13 protein-coding genes are annotated in these 19,152 nt (G+C 44.3%); 1 reads left to right on the top strand and 12 read right to left on the bottom strand.

Annotated elements, in window-relative coordinates:
- Nucleotides 1–12 precede the first annotated feature (12 nt).
- The 11 genes from MHB80_RS11445 to MHB80_RS11395 all read right to left on the bottom strand — a co-directional run bounded on the left by MHB80_RS11445 (nt 13) and on the right by MHB80_RS11395 (nt 14,564).
- Nucleotides 13–1,545 (bottom strand): ABC transporter substrate-binding protein, encoded by a 1,533-nt coding sequence (locus tag MHB80_RS11445; protein ID WP_341282250.1) that lies wholly within the window; start codon nt 1,543–1,545, stop codon nt 13–15.
- 205 nt (nt 1,546–1,750) lie between these two features.
- Nucleotides 1,751–3,349 (bottom strand): helix-turn-helix domain-containing protein, encoded by a 1,599-nt coding sequence (locus MHB80_RS11440; RefSeq protein ID WP_341282249.1) that lies wholly within the window; start codon nt 3,347–3,349, stop codon nt 1,751–1,753.
- Nucleotides 3,350–3,374: 25 nt separating this feature from the next.
- A complete protein-coding gene (locus MHB80_RS11435) occupies nt 3,375–5,060 on the bottom strand; it encodes a histidine kinase (protein WP_341282248.1) in 1,686 nt (561 codons plus the stop codon).
- Nucleotides 5,061–5,557: 497 nt separating this feature from the next.
- Complete coding sequence (locus MHB80_RS11430; RefSeq protein ID WP_341282247.1) at nt 5,558–6,124, bottom strand: sugar O-acetyltransferase; 567 nt, start codon at nt 6,122–6,124, stop codon at nt 5,558–5,560.
- Between the two features lie 46 nt (nt 6,125–6,170).
- Nucleotides 6,171–7,355 (bottom strand): MFS transporter, encoded by a 1,185-nt coding sequence (locus MHB80_RS11425; protein ID WP_341282246.1) that lies wholly within the window; start codon nt 7,353–7,355, stop codon nt 6,171–6,173.
- Nucleotides 7,356–7,365: 10 nt separating this feature from the next.
- A complete protein-coding gene (locus tag MHB80_RS11420; protein ID WP_341282245.1) occupies nt 7,366–8,397 on the bottom strand; it encodes an ROK family protein in 1,032 nt (343 codons plus the stop codon).
- A 194-nt stretch (nt 8,398–8,591) separates the two neighbouring features.
- A complete protein-coding gene (locus MHB80_RS11415) occupies nt 8,592–9,485 on the bottom strand; it encodes an ROK family protein (protein WP_341282244.1) in 894 nt (297 codons plus the stop codon).
- The gene (locus tag MHB80_RS11410) at nt 9,466–11,022 is read right to left on the bottom strand and encodes a glycoside hydrolase family 32 protein (protein WP_341282243.1); all 1,557 of its coding nucleotides are present in this window, start codon (nt 11,020–11,022) and stop codon (nt 9,466–9,468) included. The genes MHB80_RS11415 and MHB80_RS11410 overlap by 20 nt, the downstream gene beginning before the upstream one ends.
- Before the next feature lie 91 nt (nt 11,023–11,113).
- Complete coding sequence (locus MHB80_RS11405; protein ID WP_341282242.1) at nt 11,114–12,712, bottom strand: ABC transporter substrate-binding protein; 1,599 nt, start codon at nt 12,710–12,712, stop codon at nt 11,114–11,116.
- Between the two features lie 50 nt (nt 12,713–12,762).
- The gene (locus MHB80_RS11400) at nt 12,763–13,647 is read right to left on the bottom strand and encodes a carbohydrate ABC transporter permease (protein WP_341282241.1); all 885 of its coding nucleotides are present in this window, start codon (nt 13,645–13,647) and stop codon (nt 12,763–12,765) included.
- Nucleotides 13,648–13,661: 14 nt separating this feature from the next.
- Nucleotides 13,662–14,564, bottom strand: a complete 903-nt coding sequence (locus MHB80_RS11395; protein ID WP_341282240.1) for an ABC transporter permease subunit — start codon at nt 14,562–14,564, stop codon at nt 13,662–13,664.
- A gap of 514 nt (nt 14,565–15,078) precedes the next feature.
- Here MHB80_RS11395 and MHB80_RS11390 point away from each other — a divergent pair.
- A complete protein-coding gene (locus tag MHB80_RS11390; protein ID WP_341282239.1) occupies nt 15,079–16,110 on the top strand; it encodes a LacI family DNA-binding transcriptional regulator in 1,032 nt (343 codons plus the stop codon).
- A gap of 244 nt (nt 16,111–16,354) precedes the next feature.
- On the opposite strand, the gene MHB80_RS11385 is transcribed toward MHB80_RS11390, so the two are convergent.
- Nucleotides 16,355–19,102: a family 78 glycoside hydrolase catalytic domain gene (locus MHB80_RS11385; protein ID WP_341282238.1), complete on the bottom strand. Its 2,748-nt coding sequence runs from the start codon at nt 19,100–19,102 to the stop codon at nt 16,355–16,357.
- Between the last annotated feature and the right edge of the window lie 50 nt (nt 19,103–19,152).

Here is a 19,152-nt window from a genome sequence, read left to right as displayed (position 1 = left end):
ATCTTACTTGTTTTATTGCTTCTTGTTCGCCAGCCACGCGTCAAGCTGTTCCTGTTTCGCCTTGATAATGGCTTCCGCGCCAGCATTGTTCAGCGCTTCTGTGAATTTTGGTATCGTCGTTTCTGGGTCAAGCGATCCGGTAACCAACCCAGGAAGGTATTGATTGACGACATTGTTAATAGAGGTCATTTGAGTTTTCACACTGTTTTGGTCGAAAATAAATCCAAAATACGGAGATCTTTCCGTCTCTTTATTTTCTTTCAGCTTCAGCTCAATATCTGACCAATCTGCACCCTCAAGCTGATACTGAAGAGACTCCGAACCAACAATTCCAGAACTCAAATACGCGGTGTAAGCAACCGTAGAAGCATTTTTTCCTTCTGGGAACTTGACATGATGCTCATCAACCTTCACATAATCCTCGCCTTCAATGCCATACAGCAGCGTGTTAATAAGTTCAGCATCCGTATATAATAAGTTTAAAAACTTCATGGAAGCATCTGGAACTTTACTCCTGCTGGAGACCATCCAAACAACAGCATTGACTGCAATCGTATCGAAATAGAAGGGTGCAATGCGTTTTGTCTCCAGATTCTTTCCCGTTTGTGCGCTAAGTGCTTGTGCAAGGGCCATGCCGCTATACCCTCCCATAAAGGCGAACCCGCGGCCTGAGGATATAATTTCAGAAAATGGACTTGAAGCGGTTGCCGCATCCTTCTGCAAGTACCCTTTGTTGTACCAGTCTCTCATCATTGAAGCGCCAGCTTTAAATTCATCTGTTTCGTAAAAATTCCGCACCTTGCCGTCATTTCCGATGACGACACCGACACCCGTACTGTCCGTCAGAAAGTCGACTTTATGCGTTCCCCTTAACAGCCTCACCAAGCCCGTATCACTAGGGCTGACATTGATGGGTCCGAAAGGAACGACATCAGGAAGCTTTTCTTGCAAGGCATCAAATACCGCCGGCAGATCCTTTACCGATTGGATATCGTCAGCGGACACGCCAATTTCCGACATCATATCGGAGTTGTAGACCAAATTAGTTGGAAGCGCCATCCCTTTATTTGCGGGAATCCCGTAAATTTGACCATCAATCGTTGTAGCTTCAAGGAGATCATCACCGAAATCCTTATCTAGAATTCCTTTCATTTCCTTCCCATATTGCTGTAGAAGATCATTCATCGGATAAAGCTGCTTTTTCGATGCAAAATTCGCGAACTGCTCGAAGCCTGTAAAGATGTCCAACTGCTCACCGCTTTGCAGCGCCAGGTTTACTTTCTGACTATAATCAGCTGGTCCATACAATTTCAATTCAACCTCTACATTAATCTTTTCCTTCGTAATCTTATTAATAGCTTCCGTTACGCGGCTAAGATCGTCAGGAATTCGGTTAAATGACGGGAGTGCGAATACCACTTTTTCAACCTTTCCAGCAGCCTCTTTAGTCGTTTCGTTCGCGGATTCTGTGCCGCACGCGGTTAACGACGAACCGATTAAGGTTACGGACAAAAGCAGTGCAGTGATTCCCCTCTTTGTGCTCATTTGTTCTGCCTCCATTCGAATAATGAATCTTCTTTATCTTAACTTCAATCCACTTTCAAAACTTTAATAAATCCGTGCTCTTTTTTAAAAAATAAGCACTCTGCTTATGATTTGAATCCCATCCATCTTCTTTACTCGATAAAAAAACAGCAACTTCGCCACCTCTTCTGGGTAACCTAGTTGCCGTTGATTATTTTTTCGGATGTTAAATCCTCAGTACGTTATATTTAGCCCGAAACGCATTCGGAGTGTCGCCTGTTACTTTTTTAAATACAGTGGAGAAATAGGACAGACTGTCAAATCCCGTTTGGGTCGCAATATGGCTAATACTTTCCTTACTATGGGTAAGCATTTCTTGTGCAACCTTTACCCGGTACTCATTCAAATACTCCTTGACCGACAAGCCTGTTTCCAGTTTAAAGCGTTTAGCTAAATAGTCCGGCGTTAAAAACACGACTGCTGCTATATCTTCCCGATTTAAATCCTGATCGTAATGCTCTTGGATGAATCTTTTTGCCTTTTCAACGACACCTTCAGAAGCTATGATCAGCTTTAGAAAATCAATCGTTGTATTCGTTACATAATTTGCCCACTTCATGAATTCAAATACACTGCCATTCGAGCTTTGAGCCAATTGCTGGGCGACCTCATCCGAAAATAATTTATGAGCCTGAATATTGTTTTTATACAATAGGGCATAGACAACCTGTACGAAATCCTGGTGTATGGCACGTATTGTATTCACATCCAGTTTATTTAGAGACGCAAGCAGCTCTAGTTCCTTTTTCAACAAATGAACGATCTTCACTCTTTCTCCTTGAATAAACAACGTATTCATTAGAGCAACATCGAGCGAATAAGGTTCAGAGTAGGAAGGAATAAAACGCTCCTTGCCATCATGAACTTCACCTTTATAAATGATGTTCTTTTTATCCATTTCCTCTAGCCTTATTTTAGCTTCGGCGATTTGGAATATGGCATTCCCTTCTGAAATATAGGAAGTAGCCGTGCAGCGGAATAGCTTCCTGCATTGTTTAATGAGTTTATTGCATTTCTCCTTTGCCACATCGATGGATTCCAGCTCAGGTATAATTAAAGCGCTGTAAAAAACATCCTCCATTTTGTAAGTGACGATTTGGGAGTGATCGGTCGTCCCAAACCATATATCCGAACATAAGTTATGCAGGGCATATTTGAACGTGTTATCGTTCCATTCGATCTCCATATCGTTTTTGCTGACGCAGGTAATCACAAGCAGATAACGTTCCTCTAAATGGATGTCCAAATCCCTTTTCCGCATTTCGGACTGAATCACATCGAGTCGGGGAGGTATCGTCGCAAACATAATGTCTCTCCAGAAGCCCTGCTCAACAAGATCACGATTTTTCAACCATGCCTGTCCGTATTTGCTGTATGCATTGAGTTCCCTTCTTTGCTTGATGACATCTATCGCCTTTATTAGAGACGTCTCCAGTTTATCTTTATCGAAGGGCTTAATGACATACGCATCCGCATTAAACGAAATGGCTGTGGAGGCAAAATCAAAGCTTTCATGACAGGTAAAGAAAATAAAGCCGCAGTCGTATTTATGCTCTCTTACCCATTTGATCATATCGAGCCCGGTACCCTTTGGCATTTCAATATCACATATGATAATGTCAGGGATACTCTGTTCAAATAGCAATTTCGCATCGGATATATTGTGAGCGGTTGTGATTTTGGAAATGCCGAATGCATCCCAGTCTACAAAATCGTTCAAGACGTTTACTGTCGGGATATCATCGTCAATTAATAAACATTGCATCTGTTTCATCCCCTTTGTATGGAGTTTACCCTGCGTCTTCCATAGGAATCACGATTTCCACCTTGGCACCGGATGGCTGTATATTGGATAGCGTTAACAGCCTGTCCCGTTTGTATAAAAGTTTTAGGGTTCTTTGGATGTTGCTGATTCCCACTTTTTCCCCCGTTCCGCTTTGCTGCAAATCCGAAAAATTTACTTCTTCCATCATTTCTTCGGGAAAACCCTCTCCATTATCTTCTATTACTACCCGAAGGAAAGGCTGGCCATTTGTGAGAACGCTATCCACTTTGATAAAAATAGACAGCATTTCTTTATGCGCTAAAGCATGCTTAAACGTGTTCTCCACAAAGGTTTGAATCAAATACTGCGGCAGCGGAAAAGCTTGCAATTCCCGATCGATGTCCGCCATGTAAAATATTTGATTCGGATATCTCATTTCTTGCATCTGGATGTAGTTTTCGACATGCTTCATTTCCTCTTGAATCTGAACCTGAACCAAACCTCCTCTAAACATGTAACGCAAATGCTCGGATAAATGGCTAATGATCAGTCGTATCTCCTCATTCTTGTTATGGTAGGTGAGGCTTGAAATGGTCGTTATTGCATTCAAGAAAAAATGGGGCCTTATTTGCATCTGCAAATATTTTAATTCCGTTTTATTCCGCTCAAGCTTCTCTTCGTAGGTGTTGATTTTCAACGTCTTAATCTCGCGTATCATCGAGGAGAAGGAATTGGACAACCGTGCAAACTCGATTGAGGAGGCTTTGTTGGAAAACGGGTAGTCCCAGTTGCCTTTTTCCACTTCTTTTGCGCCTTTTACAAGCTCTAATATGGGTTGAATCAAATCCTTTGCAAAAAATCTGAAAATAATCGACGTGATGACGACTGCTAACATACTTAAAAAAATAATAAGCCATTGAATCCATTCCAAGCCATAGAAAACATTTCGACTTGCGACAACGTTCGTTAATCTTCCGAATTCAGGAATCTGCTCGGTAACGAAAAAATGCTTGGAGGTAAAGGTAAGGTTTTGTTTCTCCTTCGAAAGATCGACTGGGTTCGTTGTCGAAAGCATGCGGTCCGACTTATCGGTTAGGTAAAATAAGTTCTGTTCATTTGCATTTTTCTTTAGGGCAGACATTAGCGTATCCGTCTTTATGACGGCTCCAAAAATCACATTAGAATAAGTAATTGATTTCAATAAATAAGCAACGCCATTCACTTCGACAGGCATCCACTCTGCCCCGCCCGTTACATTCTTGGCATCAAAGTCATACGCTTTTAGAAAGTCAGTCAAAAACAGGCCTTCCTTTGAATACATTCGGTTACTGAAGGAGGCTAATAAAAAGTCCTCATTCGGAACTGAAATAAACAATCCGTCACTTCCGCTAGTATTAGACACCTTCGAAGCCAAAATCTCCTGCAGTCTGATCGCTTCAAAATACTTCTGGCTCTCATCCTTTGTTCCAAACGTACTAATGCTATTAATCTGGGTATCAAACACCTCTAACAAATCCCTAGATGTATTATTCAAGCTATTTTGAATACTGTTAATAAAAATCGCCAACGTGTTCTTGGAGCTTGCAATCTGATTTTTTCGTACGACCTCCAAAGAATAAAAATTACTCAATATAAGGGTTGCTAACAGAATCGTCAGGATCACCGTCATTTGCACAGTAATTTTTCTAATCATACTATGCTGCTTCAACATCTTGCTTCACCGCCCTGTTGATCTTCTGCTTTTTTTGCCTACGATTGATTATATACATTATTTCTATTAGAGCCTACAACAATTCGTCCGCGGAAACGATCCATGGGATACCGGAGGTTGAAATTGGCTATCATCTTGGTTATGAGAAGAATGACGGGAAGAACACAAGAAAATCGTTGCGAGGGAGTACGATAACCAGATCATCACCTTGTATGCGAAGGGTGTCCGTACACGTGAAATCTAGGATCATCTGCAAAGCTGTTCTTCCTGTTCTGTTTTACTTCCAATCCATAATTGAAAACTGACCCACTCAATTGAGTGGGCCACTGTGATAGAAATTTGAATAAGAAACTTCACACCTTCAATATAGATAAAATAAAGGAGCCCCTGCAGCTAGTGCTTTGGAGCGTACCGTTTGTTTTAAACGATTGAAAGCCTATCGTAATTCCTCTCCAGTAACAGCAGACATACGTGTGTCAATCCTTTTTGCTGAATCACTATGATTTTAGTTCAATTTCTTTTATCACTTTCGCTGGATTACCACCAACAATCATGTTGTCCGGAATATCTTTAGTCACCACGGCTCCAGAGGCGATAACCACATTATTGCCAATAGTTACACCTGGATTAATTACTGCTCGTCCGCCAACCCATACATTGTTACCAATCGTTACTGGCTTGGCATATTCTGGACCCTTGATTCTTTCATAAGGATCTACAGGGTGTGTAGCCGTATATACGTGTACACCTGGTCCGAACATACAGTTATCGCCAATTCGAACCTCGCACACATCAAGAATGGTACAGTCAAAGTTTGCATAGAAGTGCTCACCAACATGAATATTGTATCCATAGTCAAAACGAATGTTCGGCTCCATACCAAGGTTATTTCCTGTTGATCCTAGCAGGTCTTTAAGTAACCTTACTCGTAGTTCATCATCCATTTCGGTAGTCTGGTTGTACATGCGCGTCATCCGTCTGGCATATGCCCGCTCACGTGTCAATTCAGGGTCCCAAGCCATATATAGTTCTCCATCCAGCATCTTTTGTTTTTCTGTTTTCATTAATAATCCCGATCCTCTCTCATTCATAATATGAAGTATTTTGAAATTATATTGGTTTAGCTGATCTGGTCAGAGAAGCTGATATGACCATGCCAATAAGTACAACAATCAGTGCACGCAATAATCCAAAATGCTCTCCAAGGAAGCCCAATAGAGGCGGGCCCACCAGAGCTGCGATGTAGCCCGTCGTAGCTACGGCACCAACTCTTGCAGCAGCACCTTGAGGTTCATCTCCTGCCGCCGACAACCCCACGGGAAAACCTAGTGAAGCTCCAAGCCCCCATAAGACGACGCCTACCGAAGCGACAAAATAATGCTGCCCCCAGATCACAAGCAGTAATCCGAGAATGGCCGCAATGGCGCAGCCCGATAAGACCCACACCCTTCCATAACGATCCATGACCCATCCGCCAGTAAAACGTCCCAGGGTCATCGCTGCAACAAACAAGCCATAGACAAATGAACCTGCCAGCGAGCTAACCCCGTAACCATCTACCATGATCAACGGCAGCCAATCATTGGCGGCCCCCTCGGCAAATGCCATTCCCAAAACCATAAACCCAATTAACATGGTACGCTTCTCTTTCCATACCTCTAACTGCTGCTTAACAGCCGAGCTCCTCTGAGCTGCGCCATCCACAAGTTCCTTTCCTGTATCCTTTGGCAGGTAACGATAGCAATAAAATAAAGTGACGGTAATCAACAACGCGAGGATCGAGAAATGAGCCATGATCGGGATTTGAATGGCCATAGCCCCTGCACCGATTGCCGCACCAATGAGTGTTCCTACACTAAAAAAGCCATGAAAGGATGGTAAGAGCGTTCGATTCAATGCCTTTTCAATAGCAGAACCTTCCACATTTAGTGCGACCTCCGCCGCACCGAAACCGCAGCCAAAAACGATCAGTCCGCCTATAACAACAGACATCATCGTCATAGCCGAACCGATTCCGATGGCCACAAGTCCAATCACAATCATTAAAGAACTGCCTACTATGACAAGACGTGCACCTTTTCGTGCGACGACTGAACCTGCCGCAAGCAGACCAATGATGGATCCCGCTGCGGCCGCGAACATAATAATGCCCATCTCGGCAGTAGAGACATGAAGTAAATCCCGAATAGCAGGTGTAAGGGATATCCATGAAGCAAAGGACAGTCCTGGCAGAGCAAAGAGAAGGAACAAGATGTTGCGGACAAGTCGGGGACTCTGGCGATAAGCCGTTGTCATCAGCTTCGTTTCACCTCCGTTTCTCTACTAGCTGCAGCGAATAGGTCAGGCTTTCCAATGTCATTGTAATTAATCCGTACATGTACACCTCCTCCGGATCCTCGAGCAGCGTAATCTGTGGCATATGCATCTCCGGAATATACTTCAGGCATTCCTGACGGATGAGATGCACATCAGCGTGCTCTACCAAACTCCCCGTCAGAGCAATCATCTCTGGGTTCATTACTGCAATCAAGCTGGATAGGGTACGGCCTGCCAGAGAATGAAAAGTGGTTCGATCATGCAACTGCCGGAATTGCTCTTCATGGGTCATTCCTAACGGTAAAAAGGCGATTTCACCCGCAAAATGAGAGCTGCCTCTATGGATACGTCCATCAACCAACATACCTGCTCCAGGGAAACTGCCTTCAATAAATGTCGCAACCGCAACCGTTTTTTCTTCATCATATTCCTGCTTCTGGTAGAACCCGTAAACGGTCAGATTCATGTCGTTCTCCAAAATGACTTCTACCTCATGCTTTTCACGAATGTAAGCCTCCAGCGGAACATTAATCAGTTCCTTGATGTCGCTGAGATTAATGACCCCCTGATGAACAGCACCCGGCACCCCAATAGCAACAGCTCGAATTTGCGGGAATTGTCCTATGAGCTGATCAACCAGATGATCGATCAATGCAGGATCCACCCTATCGTTTTCCTGGTAACCTTCTGCAATTGTCTCTCCTGCTAGGTTGACGACTGTATGAGTGAGCGAACGGTTCTTTACTCCAGCTCTAACAATAATGCAGGCAATATAAAAGAAGTTTTCGTTATACCGGTACAATCTGGCCGGACGGCCACCGCTTGATTCCTCAATACCCAACTCCAGCAGCTCGCCGGTATCCAGCAACTCATTAAGAATGTTACCGCAAGTTGCTACACTCAAACCTGTTGCTTGTGCTACCATAGACTTTGTTCCCTGCTTCATCGTTTTGAGAGCCTTCCGGACAAACTCTTGGTTCATTTTCTTGACCAGCATCGTATTATTTGTAATTGAATTCATGTATGGTGATCTCACCCCACTTTTAAAAAGACTTTTAATAAGTGATAGTTTAAATGAATTTGGTTATTGTGTCCACTCTTATTCGGAATAAATGAACCAGTTGAAAAAGAAGATATCTACCCAAAAATAAGGAGTAGATATCTTTATTTTTTCTAATCTTTCCATCCAATTCTTCTAGGTTCGGTATACTCTATTCAACCCTTGTTCCCTTGTTTATAAGCCAACGCTCTCGCGCCCAGCGCCACTGCCCCACACAAGCCGGCATTTTCGCCTAATCCAGGCGGTACAATATAATACTCGATATCCGAAACAATCGACGCGCTACTCACATATCCATTTAAGATTCTGCCTACTTCCTCTCGGATCATCGGAAATAGCTGCGCTTGCTTCATCACGCCTCCGCCAATAATGACCTTCTTGGGGGATAACGTAAGAATGACGCTAGATATTGCATGCGCAATGTAGAACGCCTCCATCTCCCATGCCAAGTGATCCTTCGGCAGGGAATCCCCCTTTGCCTTCCACCTCGCCTCCAGCGCCGAACCTGAAGCCATCCCTTCCAAACAATCACCGTGATACGGACAAATGCCACCGAACGTATCGTTCGGATGCCGCCTCGTGAGAGTATGTCCACCTTCCGGATGGACAAGTCCATGTATCAGATTACCCTCGCTATAAATGCCGACTCCTATCCCGGTGCCTATCGTATAGTAAACGCAGCTGTCCAATCCTTTCGCTGCCCCCCATTTGGCTTCACCAAGCGCGGCAGCATTGACATCCGTGTCCCAACCGATCGGTACGTCGAAGATGGATTTCAACGTGCCCACAAAATGATATCCAGCCCATCCAGGCTTAGGCGTTGTCGTCACATAACCGTAAGTCGGACTAGAATGATCAATATCGATTGGACCGAACGAGCCGATTCCCATGCTATCGACTCTTTTATCCCGAAAAAAGTCGATCACTTTCTCCATCGTTTCCTCTGGTCGACGGGTCTGGAAATGAATTCGTTCCTCAATTTCCCCATTCTCGTTCCCGACACCGCATACGAACTTTGTTCCGCCCGCTTCAATGGCCCCGATCCGCATGCGCTTCCTCCTTGACTTTGTCACTCATCCGCCATATGCTTTCCATTTCATTAATGTGGAGCGACACTAGCTTTATATGGCCTCCAACCGCATACAGCTCAAGTCCGTTGCTTTCGGGAGCGGGGAAAATGGTGTCCGAAATGACCACAGTCCCGTCGTCACCGAACACTTCGATCGAAGACCAATCTATATAGATCGATATACGTACACGGTTGCCAGAAAGGTCGAGCGGCGCCCGATGCTTAGCCGCGAAATCCGGATGAAAATTCGTTATACCTGAATTCGTCCGATCGACGAACAGCTCCATCTCTATACTATCGAAACCGATTACCGTCTCCTCATCCGCAGATTTTCTGACTTTAAAACCAAACTCTGTTGCGGTTCCGATTTCGAATTCCGCGATCAATTCTGCTTTATCGACGGTGATGTCAACAAGCGGATTCATGTCTGGTTCGATCGTCACGTTTTCCAGAGTAGCCAGCGTTGAGCGAATTCCGTTAAACTCTTTTATCGGCTCTTGCACCAGACGAAGACCCTCTGGATACGTCTTCAGCTTCAACTCTCGCGGCATCGACATGCTTCCCCGCCATTGGCTAGTCGGAAGCAGACCGGCATACCTCCAGTTGTTCATCCAGCCGAGCCACAGCCTCCGTCCGGCTCCTTCAGGCATATTACTCCAAGTAACGGCTGCGTAGAAATCAGAGCCAAAATCGATCCATTTTAAGTCATCTATTGAATCAACAGGTTCGTCCGATATAAATGTTTTGCCGTCGAAGCCACCGACAAAGTACAACATGCCCGAACCGCCCGCTGGTGGTTCCGGATCATTCGGGTTCACGCCATTGCAATCGCCGACACTTAGGATAAGCACCCATTTTTTCTTATTTGGATCTCCATCGACATTAATCGAGAATAGGTCCGGACATTCGTAAATGCCACGATGTGTGCCGACCGCATCGGCGCCGAATGCGCTCGCAAACGTCCATTCTTTCAAATTTGAAGAGGTGTAAAATTCTATACGGTCTTGAACAGCCAGCGACATGATCCACTTGGATGTCTCCTCGTGCCAGAATACTTTCGGATCGCGAAAATCAATCGTCGTGCCTGGGAACAAAACCGGATTCCCTCCATACTTAGTCCAAGTCCGCCCATTGTCTTTGCTGTAGGCAATGCTTTGAACCTGCGGCTTGTCGGCCTGCACCTTGTTGTCGTTATTTGTATAGATCGCCACCAGCCCAGATCCTTCTTCATCAAAAAAACCGCTTGTATTATGCTTGTCGACTACCGCGCTGCCGGAAAAGATCGCACCGTCCTCACCTGGCGGCAATGCTGGTGGAAGCTCCTCCCAATAGACAAGATCGGAGCTCACCGCATGTCCCCAATGCATTCTCTGGAAATCGGGCTGCGTTGCGAACGGAGTATGCTGATAGAACAAATGGTACTCACCCTCGTAATAAACCATTCCATTTGGATCGTTCATCCAGTTTCTCTCAGGCGAATAGTGATACTGCGGGCGGAACTTCTCTAAATAATTCATGTTTCTACCTCTCCTCCAAGATCATAAAAGTAGGAGCATGCTCTACTGCATCAAGAGTTCATGCTCCCACTGTATACATAAATGCAACAAATTATTGCTTCACTCTGTCGTAACCTGCCTGTTTGATTTTCAACCAATCCTGCATACCGAGACGGTCAAGCTCTTTTACGAATGCATCCCATTCCTTATCCACGTTTTGACCTTGCATCCATTCCGTACGTTTCTTCAGGATATATGGCCACAAGTCAGCTTCGACTTCAGTCAAGCGCTCTGATTCCTCTTTGGAGAAAAACACTCTCGGATAAATGTTCTCAGCTTTCATGTCTGGCACATAGATTTTCTTCAAAATATCGAGACGCCATGCCGCATCATCCGGCATTGTTGTCACCTTGCCGTAATAGGAATCCAGAATGGCGAGCGGTCCTCCAACGCTGGTTTTGGCTCTCAGCTCGTTCGGCGCCGCACCGTTCAGTGGCAAGTGCTTCAGCATCTTCGCCGCTTCATCGAACCCAAAAATATTTTGCTGCTTGTCGTCGCCGTAGGTTCCCCAGTTGTTCTGTACGGACTGGTGCGGATCATACAACGCGTCAATCCATCTAATCGTCGCTTCGATGTTCTTATTATCGGCTGTGATCACCATTCTACCGCGGTCAAATCCCATGCCATTCGTACGAGCTACATTCTTCCAACCGTTTGGCCCTTCCAATGCTGGCATCGGCTCGAATGAACTGTCCATACCACTCACATTCGCCTTGTCCCAAGTGAAGTACAAACCGTAACGATCGTCTTTTGCTTTCGCTATAAATTTGTTCCAGTCTTGTGTAACGAACTCCAGATCAATCAGACCCGCTGCGTACAGCTCCTGGAAATACTTCATCCCTTCCTTATAGCCCGGCGCCAGTACAGCGTTGTTCACCTTGCCGTTCTCGTCGACCAACGTTAAATCCCCGTTAAAACCTGCACCGAATGAGCCGAGCAGGAAGCTTAAATCCTCGTTGCCCCCGTCATCATTTATTAAGGAAACCGGAATCTCATCCGCTTTGCCATTGCCATTTGGATCCTTTGTTTTGAACGCAATTAATACTTGTTTCAATTCTTCCGTCGTCTTCGGCATTTTCAGGCTGAGCTTGTCAAGCCATGCTGTGTTAATCCACGGAATATTGTTGACGGAGTGGATACTCTCCTTGCCTTCGCCAAGCTCCTCGATCCATGGGAATGAATAAATGTGGCCGTCCGGCGCGGTCATCATCCCTTTGTATTGAGGCGCTTCCTCTAGAACTTTACTGAGGTTTGGCATCTTCTCGGGCGTGATGTATTCCTCAACGGGAGTGATCGATCCGTCTTTGGCCAATTTCAGCAAATCAAAATCGCTAAGTCCAGCGTTAAAAAGCGCATCCGGAAGCTCACCCGTCGCCAAAGCGAGATTCCGCTTATCGACGTATACATCGTCCGTATAGGCCATCCAATCAATATGAATGCCGCTCTTCTCTTCCAACCGCTGAAGGATCAACTTATCGTTCGGATCTTGAGGAGCAAGAGGCGAGTTCGGCGTCATAAAGGTTAACGTGATCTTATCTTGATCAGTTGTACGATTAGCGGAATCGACACTCTCCTTGCCGTTGCTGCATCCTGTTACCACCACAATGGCTGCCAGAGAAATAATGGATACCGTTTTCTTGAAATGTTTCAATTTAAGCCCTCCCTTTTTTTGCCGTTCTTTTAACTGCAGCTACTTGCTCCTTACTTGAGGCTGCCGACCATGACACCTTTCTCAAAATACTTCTGGAAGAAAGGATACATCACGAGCAGCGGAATGCTCGAAATGACGATGGCTGCATACTTCATCAATTCAGACAACCGCGCCAACTCGGCTTGTTCCTTTACGGAGGCGATGATATTCGGATCCACCTTATTCAGAATCAGAATACGCCGGAGCACCAGTTGCAGCGGATATTTATCTTGACTATCCAAGTAGATCAGGGATTGAAAGAAATCGTTCCAGTGACCAACGAAGGCGTAGAGCGCAAGGACAAAAACGATTGGTTTGGAAAGCGGTAGGACGATCCTAAAAAAGATCATGATGTCCGAGCCACCATCAATCTTAGCTGCTTCGTTCAACTCCTTCGGCAAGCTCCGGAAGAAGGTCCTAGCCAGAATGATGTTCCAGACACTTACCGCACCCGGGATAACGAGTGCCCAAATTGTATCAAGCATGCCTAATTGTTTTACCACGAGATAGGTTGGGATCAGACCGCCGCCAAAGAACATCGTGATAATAAAAAGCGTCATAATCATTTTCCGTCCAATGAAGGCGTCAAGCGACAGCGGATATCCCGCAAAAACGCAAACAGTAACCGTAATTACAGTGAAGACAGAAGAATACAGCAATGCGTTGAGAAATCCTCGGAGGATGTTGTCATCGGATAAAATCAATTTGTATCCCTCAAGGTTATAGTCTGCTACATCGAATGAAATCCCCTTATTGAGCAAAGCCGTCGGTTCCATAAACGAAGCTACGACCACGTAAATTAACGGACCGACAATCATCAATACGCCGAGGAAAAGCAAGGTATAAGTGATACCTAGTACGATCCGGTCCATTCTGGTTGGCTTAATATAGTCCATGCTAATCTCCTTTCTTAAACAATCCCATTACCCTCATTAACTCGTTTCACGATAGAATTCACCGTGATCAACATAATGAGATTAATGATGGTGTTAAACAAATCCACCGCTGCCGAGAACGAATAATTCGCCTGCTGGAAGCCAACACGATAGACGTAAGTGCTTATGATATCTGACGTTTCCATATTCATTTCATTCCACATCAGGAGCGCTTTATCACCACCGCCTCCCATAATGCTCCCGGCAGCGAGAATCAGTACAATCGCGATGACAGGCTTAATGGTCGGTATATCGATATACCATATACGCTGTAGCAAGCTAGCACCATCAAGCGTCGCCGCATTGTGCAGCTCTGGATCTACGTTAGCGAGTGCAGCCACATATATAATCGATGCCCAGCCAGCTCCTTGCCAAATGCCAGAGAGGATATACACCGTACGGAAATATTCCGGTTCTGACATAAATGAGATCGGCATCCCTCCAAAGGCCATGACTAGTTTGTTAATCGGTCCGATGGGAGACAACAAGACAAAGAGCATACCTACGACAACGACTACCGAAACGAAATTTGGCGCATAAAGAAATAATTGAATGTTCTTCTTCATCGCGGCTTTTCGCACCTGGTTCAACATTAATGCCAAAATAATCGGAACTGGGAATCCCAGTAAAAGACCGAAAATGTTCAACTTCAATGTATTAAAAAACAACTGCTCAAAATTCGGTGAGTTTAAGAAGCGTTCGAAGTGATGAAAGCCGACCCATTCACTTCCCAAAATGCCTTTACGATAGCTGTAATCTTTGAAAGCGATCAGAACGCCATACATCGGAAAATACTTAAAGACAATGGTCAACACGATTGACGGCAGGACGAGCAGGTAAAGCCAATAGTTTGTCTTGATGTACCTGAGATTCCCCATAAGACTCCGTTTTCGGACCTTAGCATCCAATCTAGTGTTCTCTGTGATTTTTGCGGTGTGTTGCAAGTCATCCTCTCCCTCAATATTCATAAGCAAAACTAAAAAGTGATTAAGGAGACCCCTCCACAAAAGAAAGCGCTTCCCCCAAAACCCAACATCTACAATTTACAACAAAGCGTCTAAGTAGTCAACACTTTTGCAACTCCAAAAATAAACATTTGAACATTTAAAAAGGTTATTTCATTTATTTTCGTAAGGATTAGTCCATGATTCCAGCTAAAAATCATATGACCCTCCTATCCATCACTATAAAGACCAAAAGAAAGACAGTTCATAACGCCCATTAAAATTGTTTATTTGTTTACTAAGTTCACTCTGTTATTTCATCATTTTCATCCTATAAATTTGTTTTCTAAATTGTTCATTTGTAACATTAAAGTTGATTATTTTGTAAAGTTATATTACGATTAACTTAGTCGAACATGCAATACTTATGCCAAAGGAGCCAATATCATTGAGCAAAGAGAAAGTTACGATTCAAGATATAGCCGATTCGCTTGGACTTTCAAGAAATACGGTGTCTAAAGCATTGAATAATCATCCCTCTATACCGGACGATACACGCGGCAAAGTAATACGGAAAGCGATCGAAATGAATTATAAGCAGTTTGCCTCCTTCGAACAAGAGATTGTTTCTGCCAGAAAAACCGGCAATATCGCCCTGCTCACAGCAAATATGCCAAATCATTCACATTTTGGCACATCGTTGCTAAGCGGCCTCGAACAAAAAATCAGCTCCGAAGGCTTTAATTTATCGATACACATGGTTCGGAAGAATGAGCTTGAATTGCAGGCTCTTCCAGTGAATTTTGACAAAAGCAAAGTAGACGGGATAGTCTGTATCGAATTGTTCGACAAGCACTACTCAGAGTTTATTGCTTCGCTTGAGATACCGACTTTATTTATCGACGCTTCAGCAGATCTGGCTCTACCCGACAAGGCGGATATATTGCTGATGGAAAACGTCCACAGTATCTTCAATATGACGAAGAGGTTGATTGATGAAGGGATCGCCGCAATCGGGTTTATTGGGGATTACCGCCATTGCTTGAGCTTTAACGAACGTTGGGGAGGGTTCAATAAAGCGTTAGTTACCGCCGGAATTAATCCCGACGAATCGTTCTGCATCCTCGACGAAGACCGATATATTGCAGACTACAAATGGCTTAAGCAACGACTTGCAAACATGGAGAAAATCCCATCCGCATTCGTATGCGCCAACGATTTCATAGCTATTAACGTCATTCGTATCCTGAAGGACCTTAATATACAAATACCTGAGAAAGTTATGGTTTGCGGTTTCGATAATTCCCCGGAATCGCGAATTGTGGAACCTCAATTGACAACCGTCCATATCCACAGATCCGAAATGGGCATTCTGGCTGCCGAGATGCTTCTCTCAAGAATCGAAAATCCAGATAGACCTTCGCAGATTACGCATATTAAGACAACAGCGGTTTTCAGAGAGTCGACGGGGCATATGTAGTTATAGTAGGAAAACGTTGTCATCATAAGACTGACTGACAGCGTTTTTAATCTGCGTATGTTCACGCGCCATTTGATTGGGACTAGAAACTAATTCAGCGATATATTCAGCCCACTCATTGATATCGACATAAAAAGGGTTGCTAACAGAATCGTCAGGATCACCTACAACAATTCGTCCATGTGTAAAGCAAAAGCAGCCCGCCCTTTGAAAAGGGACGGACTGCTTTTGGGGTTGACATTAATCATACCAAATAACGACTACTAGTGAATTTATATTCCCCGTTACCTAGGTAGATAGGTTCCGCATCTTCTAATAGCAGCGTTGCCTTCGTATTAACCGGAATGTGCAGCTTAACTTCTTGTAGCTCTTCATCTTGTTTCCATTCCACTTTTATTGTGCCATGTATGCTCTCATAAGAACCACTTGCAAAATGAAGCCCACATGAAAAATCGGGTTTGATCAAAAGATGATCGAATGTTGTACCCGCCTGCTCTATGCCAAGAACGCGGCGATAAATAAAATCTCCAACGCAGCCGAAGGCATAATGATTAAATGAACCCTCTCCTACCTTGCCGTCCTGTCGGATCGCATCCCATGATTCCCACATCGTCGTCGCTCCATTTTCGATTTCATAGAGCCACGATGGATATTGATTCTGATACAGAAGCTCGTATGCGACATCTTTATGACCGTTGTCATACAAAACGTCCAAGAGGTACGGAACAGACATGAAGCCGGTATCCAAACGATTTCCATTCAATCGAATCAGTTCGACAAGCTTATTTGCCAACAACGGCTTCTTGGCATCTGACACCATTTTCATCTGTAAAGCCAGCACATAATTCCCTTGAAACGAATGTTTCAAGGTTCCATCTTCCGCGATATATTCCTCTTCATAGGCTTGCCTAATTCTTTCGGTTAAACGTTGGTATTCGTTAGCTTTGTCAGCATAGCCAAGTGTAAGACAAATTTGACTGAAAAGTTCAGCACTATTTGCATACAGGGATGTACTCACTAAATCTTTTGTCAAATAGGCAGACATCGGACCGTCCGCAAAACCTGCTTCATTGACGATGCTTGGTGCCAGCCAATCTCCTAAATGAAATCCGGTATTGATGATGTATTTCTGATTATCTAGCTTTCTTCCTTCCATTTCCACGACTTCAGGAGGAAGCTCCGATGCAGTCCTTTCCAAGTGCTTCATCCACTTTTCCATAGCCTCGTAATGATCCGACAATATTCTGTGATCGCCGTAACATTGGTACAAATCCCATGGCAGCGTCACAATTACGTCACCCCAACCGATAGAGCCTGAAAAGTGCATATGCATGTAGCTTCTAAGTTTTGGAACAATATTAAGCACCTGACCATCCGGCAGCTGATCCGCTTTAAGATTTCTTATCCATGAATCAAAAAATCCAATGAGATTTTGGTTATAAAGAGCCGTCTTTGCGTAAATGAGTACGTCTCCAGTCCAGCCTGCTTTCTCTCGTGTTGGACAATCGGTAGGAATACCGACCATGTTGGAGCGCTGACTCCAATAGATATTGGACTGAAGCTGATTTAGCTTTTCATTCGAGCAATGAAAGCTGCCGGTAATATCATTATCTGAACTAATGGCAATCGCCTGAAATTGGTCTTTATTCAGCTCGCCGGCATATCCTTTAACCCGGACGTAGCGAAATCCATGGTACGTAAACTTCGGTTCAAATACTTCTGTACCCGTGCTGGAACAAATATAAATATCGGCTTGTTTTCGATGGTCGTTCGAGAAAGGATAGAAGAAATTTCCGTGTTCGTCCAACGTTTCCCCATGTTCGAAGATAACTGCCATTCCCTCGAACCCGGTTATCCTTGCCCTGATATAACCAGCCATATTCTGACCAAAGTCGATAACCGTGTCCCCATTAGGTGTTATCAGTATGCATTCCGCATCGATTTCGGCAAATACCCGGATCGGCGAATGGGATTGCGCAAACAGTCGCTTTTTATTAAAATCCTTTACCTGAACGTTTCTCCACGCAGAATCATCAAAGCCTGCAACTGAATATCCGTCCTTTTCCATTCTTGCATCGTATTTAACGCCAGTAAATAAATCGGCGTAGCGATAAGGCCCATCGTACGAAAATCTGAAGGTTTCGTCTGATTTGATCGTTTCAAATGAGCCATCCTCAAAAGTAATTTCCAGCTGCAATAACAAGCCGAGCGTATTCCCATAATCATTGCCTCGGCCGGTCGCTAATTTGCTTTTGTACCAACCATCTGCAATCGTTACGCCTAAGGCATTTTCCCCATGAACCATATGGCTAGTAACATCATACGTTTGGTATTTCAGGAGCTTATCGTACGATGTATATTCCGGCGCAAGAAGAGCGTCAGTGATTGCCCTGCCGTTAACTTGAATGTCATAGACCCCATGTGTGGTCATGTATATTCTAGCTTTTTTAACCTTTTTGGAAACGCCAAATGCTTTTCGAATCAGGACAGCCGGATGGTATGGCTGTAGTGGAAGGCTTGCCATAACCGCATCCAAATCGACGTAATCGGGTTGTTCACCTTTCATCATCTTATCCACGAATGCAAACCATATTTCTTCTGCTGTGGTATAAGGGTTATGCTCCAGCGTCTCTAATGGATCGGGTTCCACGAATGAGGCAAGCCAGTCTTCTTCATTAAAAAAAGCCGTTTCAAATGTATGCTCTTCCGATTCGGTCTGGTGATCAGCGTCGTCCCAAATCAGGATTCGATAACGGTACTCCGTTCTAGAGACCAAGGATTCCCCCTCGTACGGTATCGCAAATGTACGCCCACTTTCAATCCGTCCACTATCCCAGATCACCTTAACTCCTTGATGAACGACAATTTGATAAGCTTGTTGGTAAGTATTTTTCCTGTCAGAATAAATTTTCCAACCAAAGACAGGCTCTTTTTTATCCAAGCCAATCGGATTTGTTAAATAATCACATTGGACCTGAGAAATAGAAAGCATAGTCTCGTCACCCCATAATCTTCAAGTAATGGTCACGATACATCCCACAG

It is taken from the genome of Paenibacillus sp. FSL H8-0537, assembly GCF_038051995.1.
Classification (GTDB): Bacteria; Bacillota; Bacilli; order Paenibacillales; family Paenibacillaceae; genus Pristimantibacillus.
Note: the sequence above shows the minus strand (reverse complement) of the source record. Positions and strands in the feature narration are given on the sequence as shown.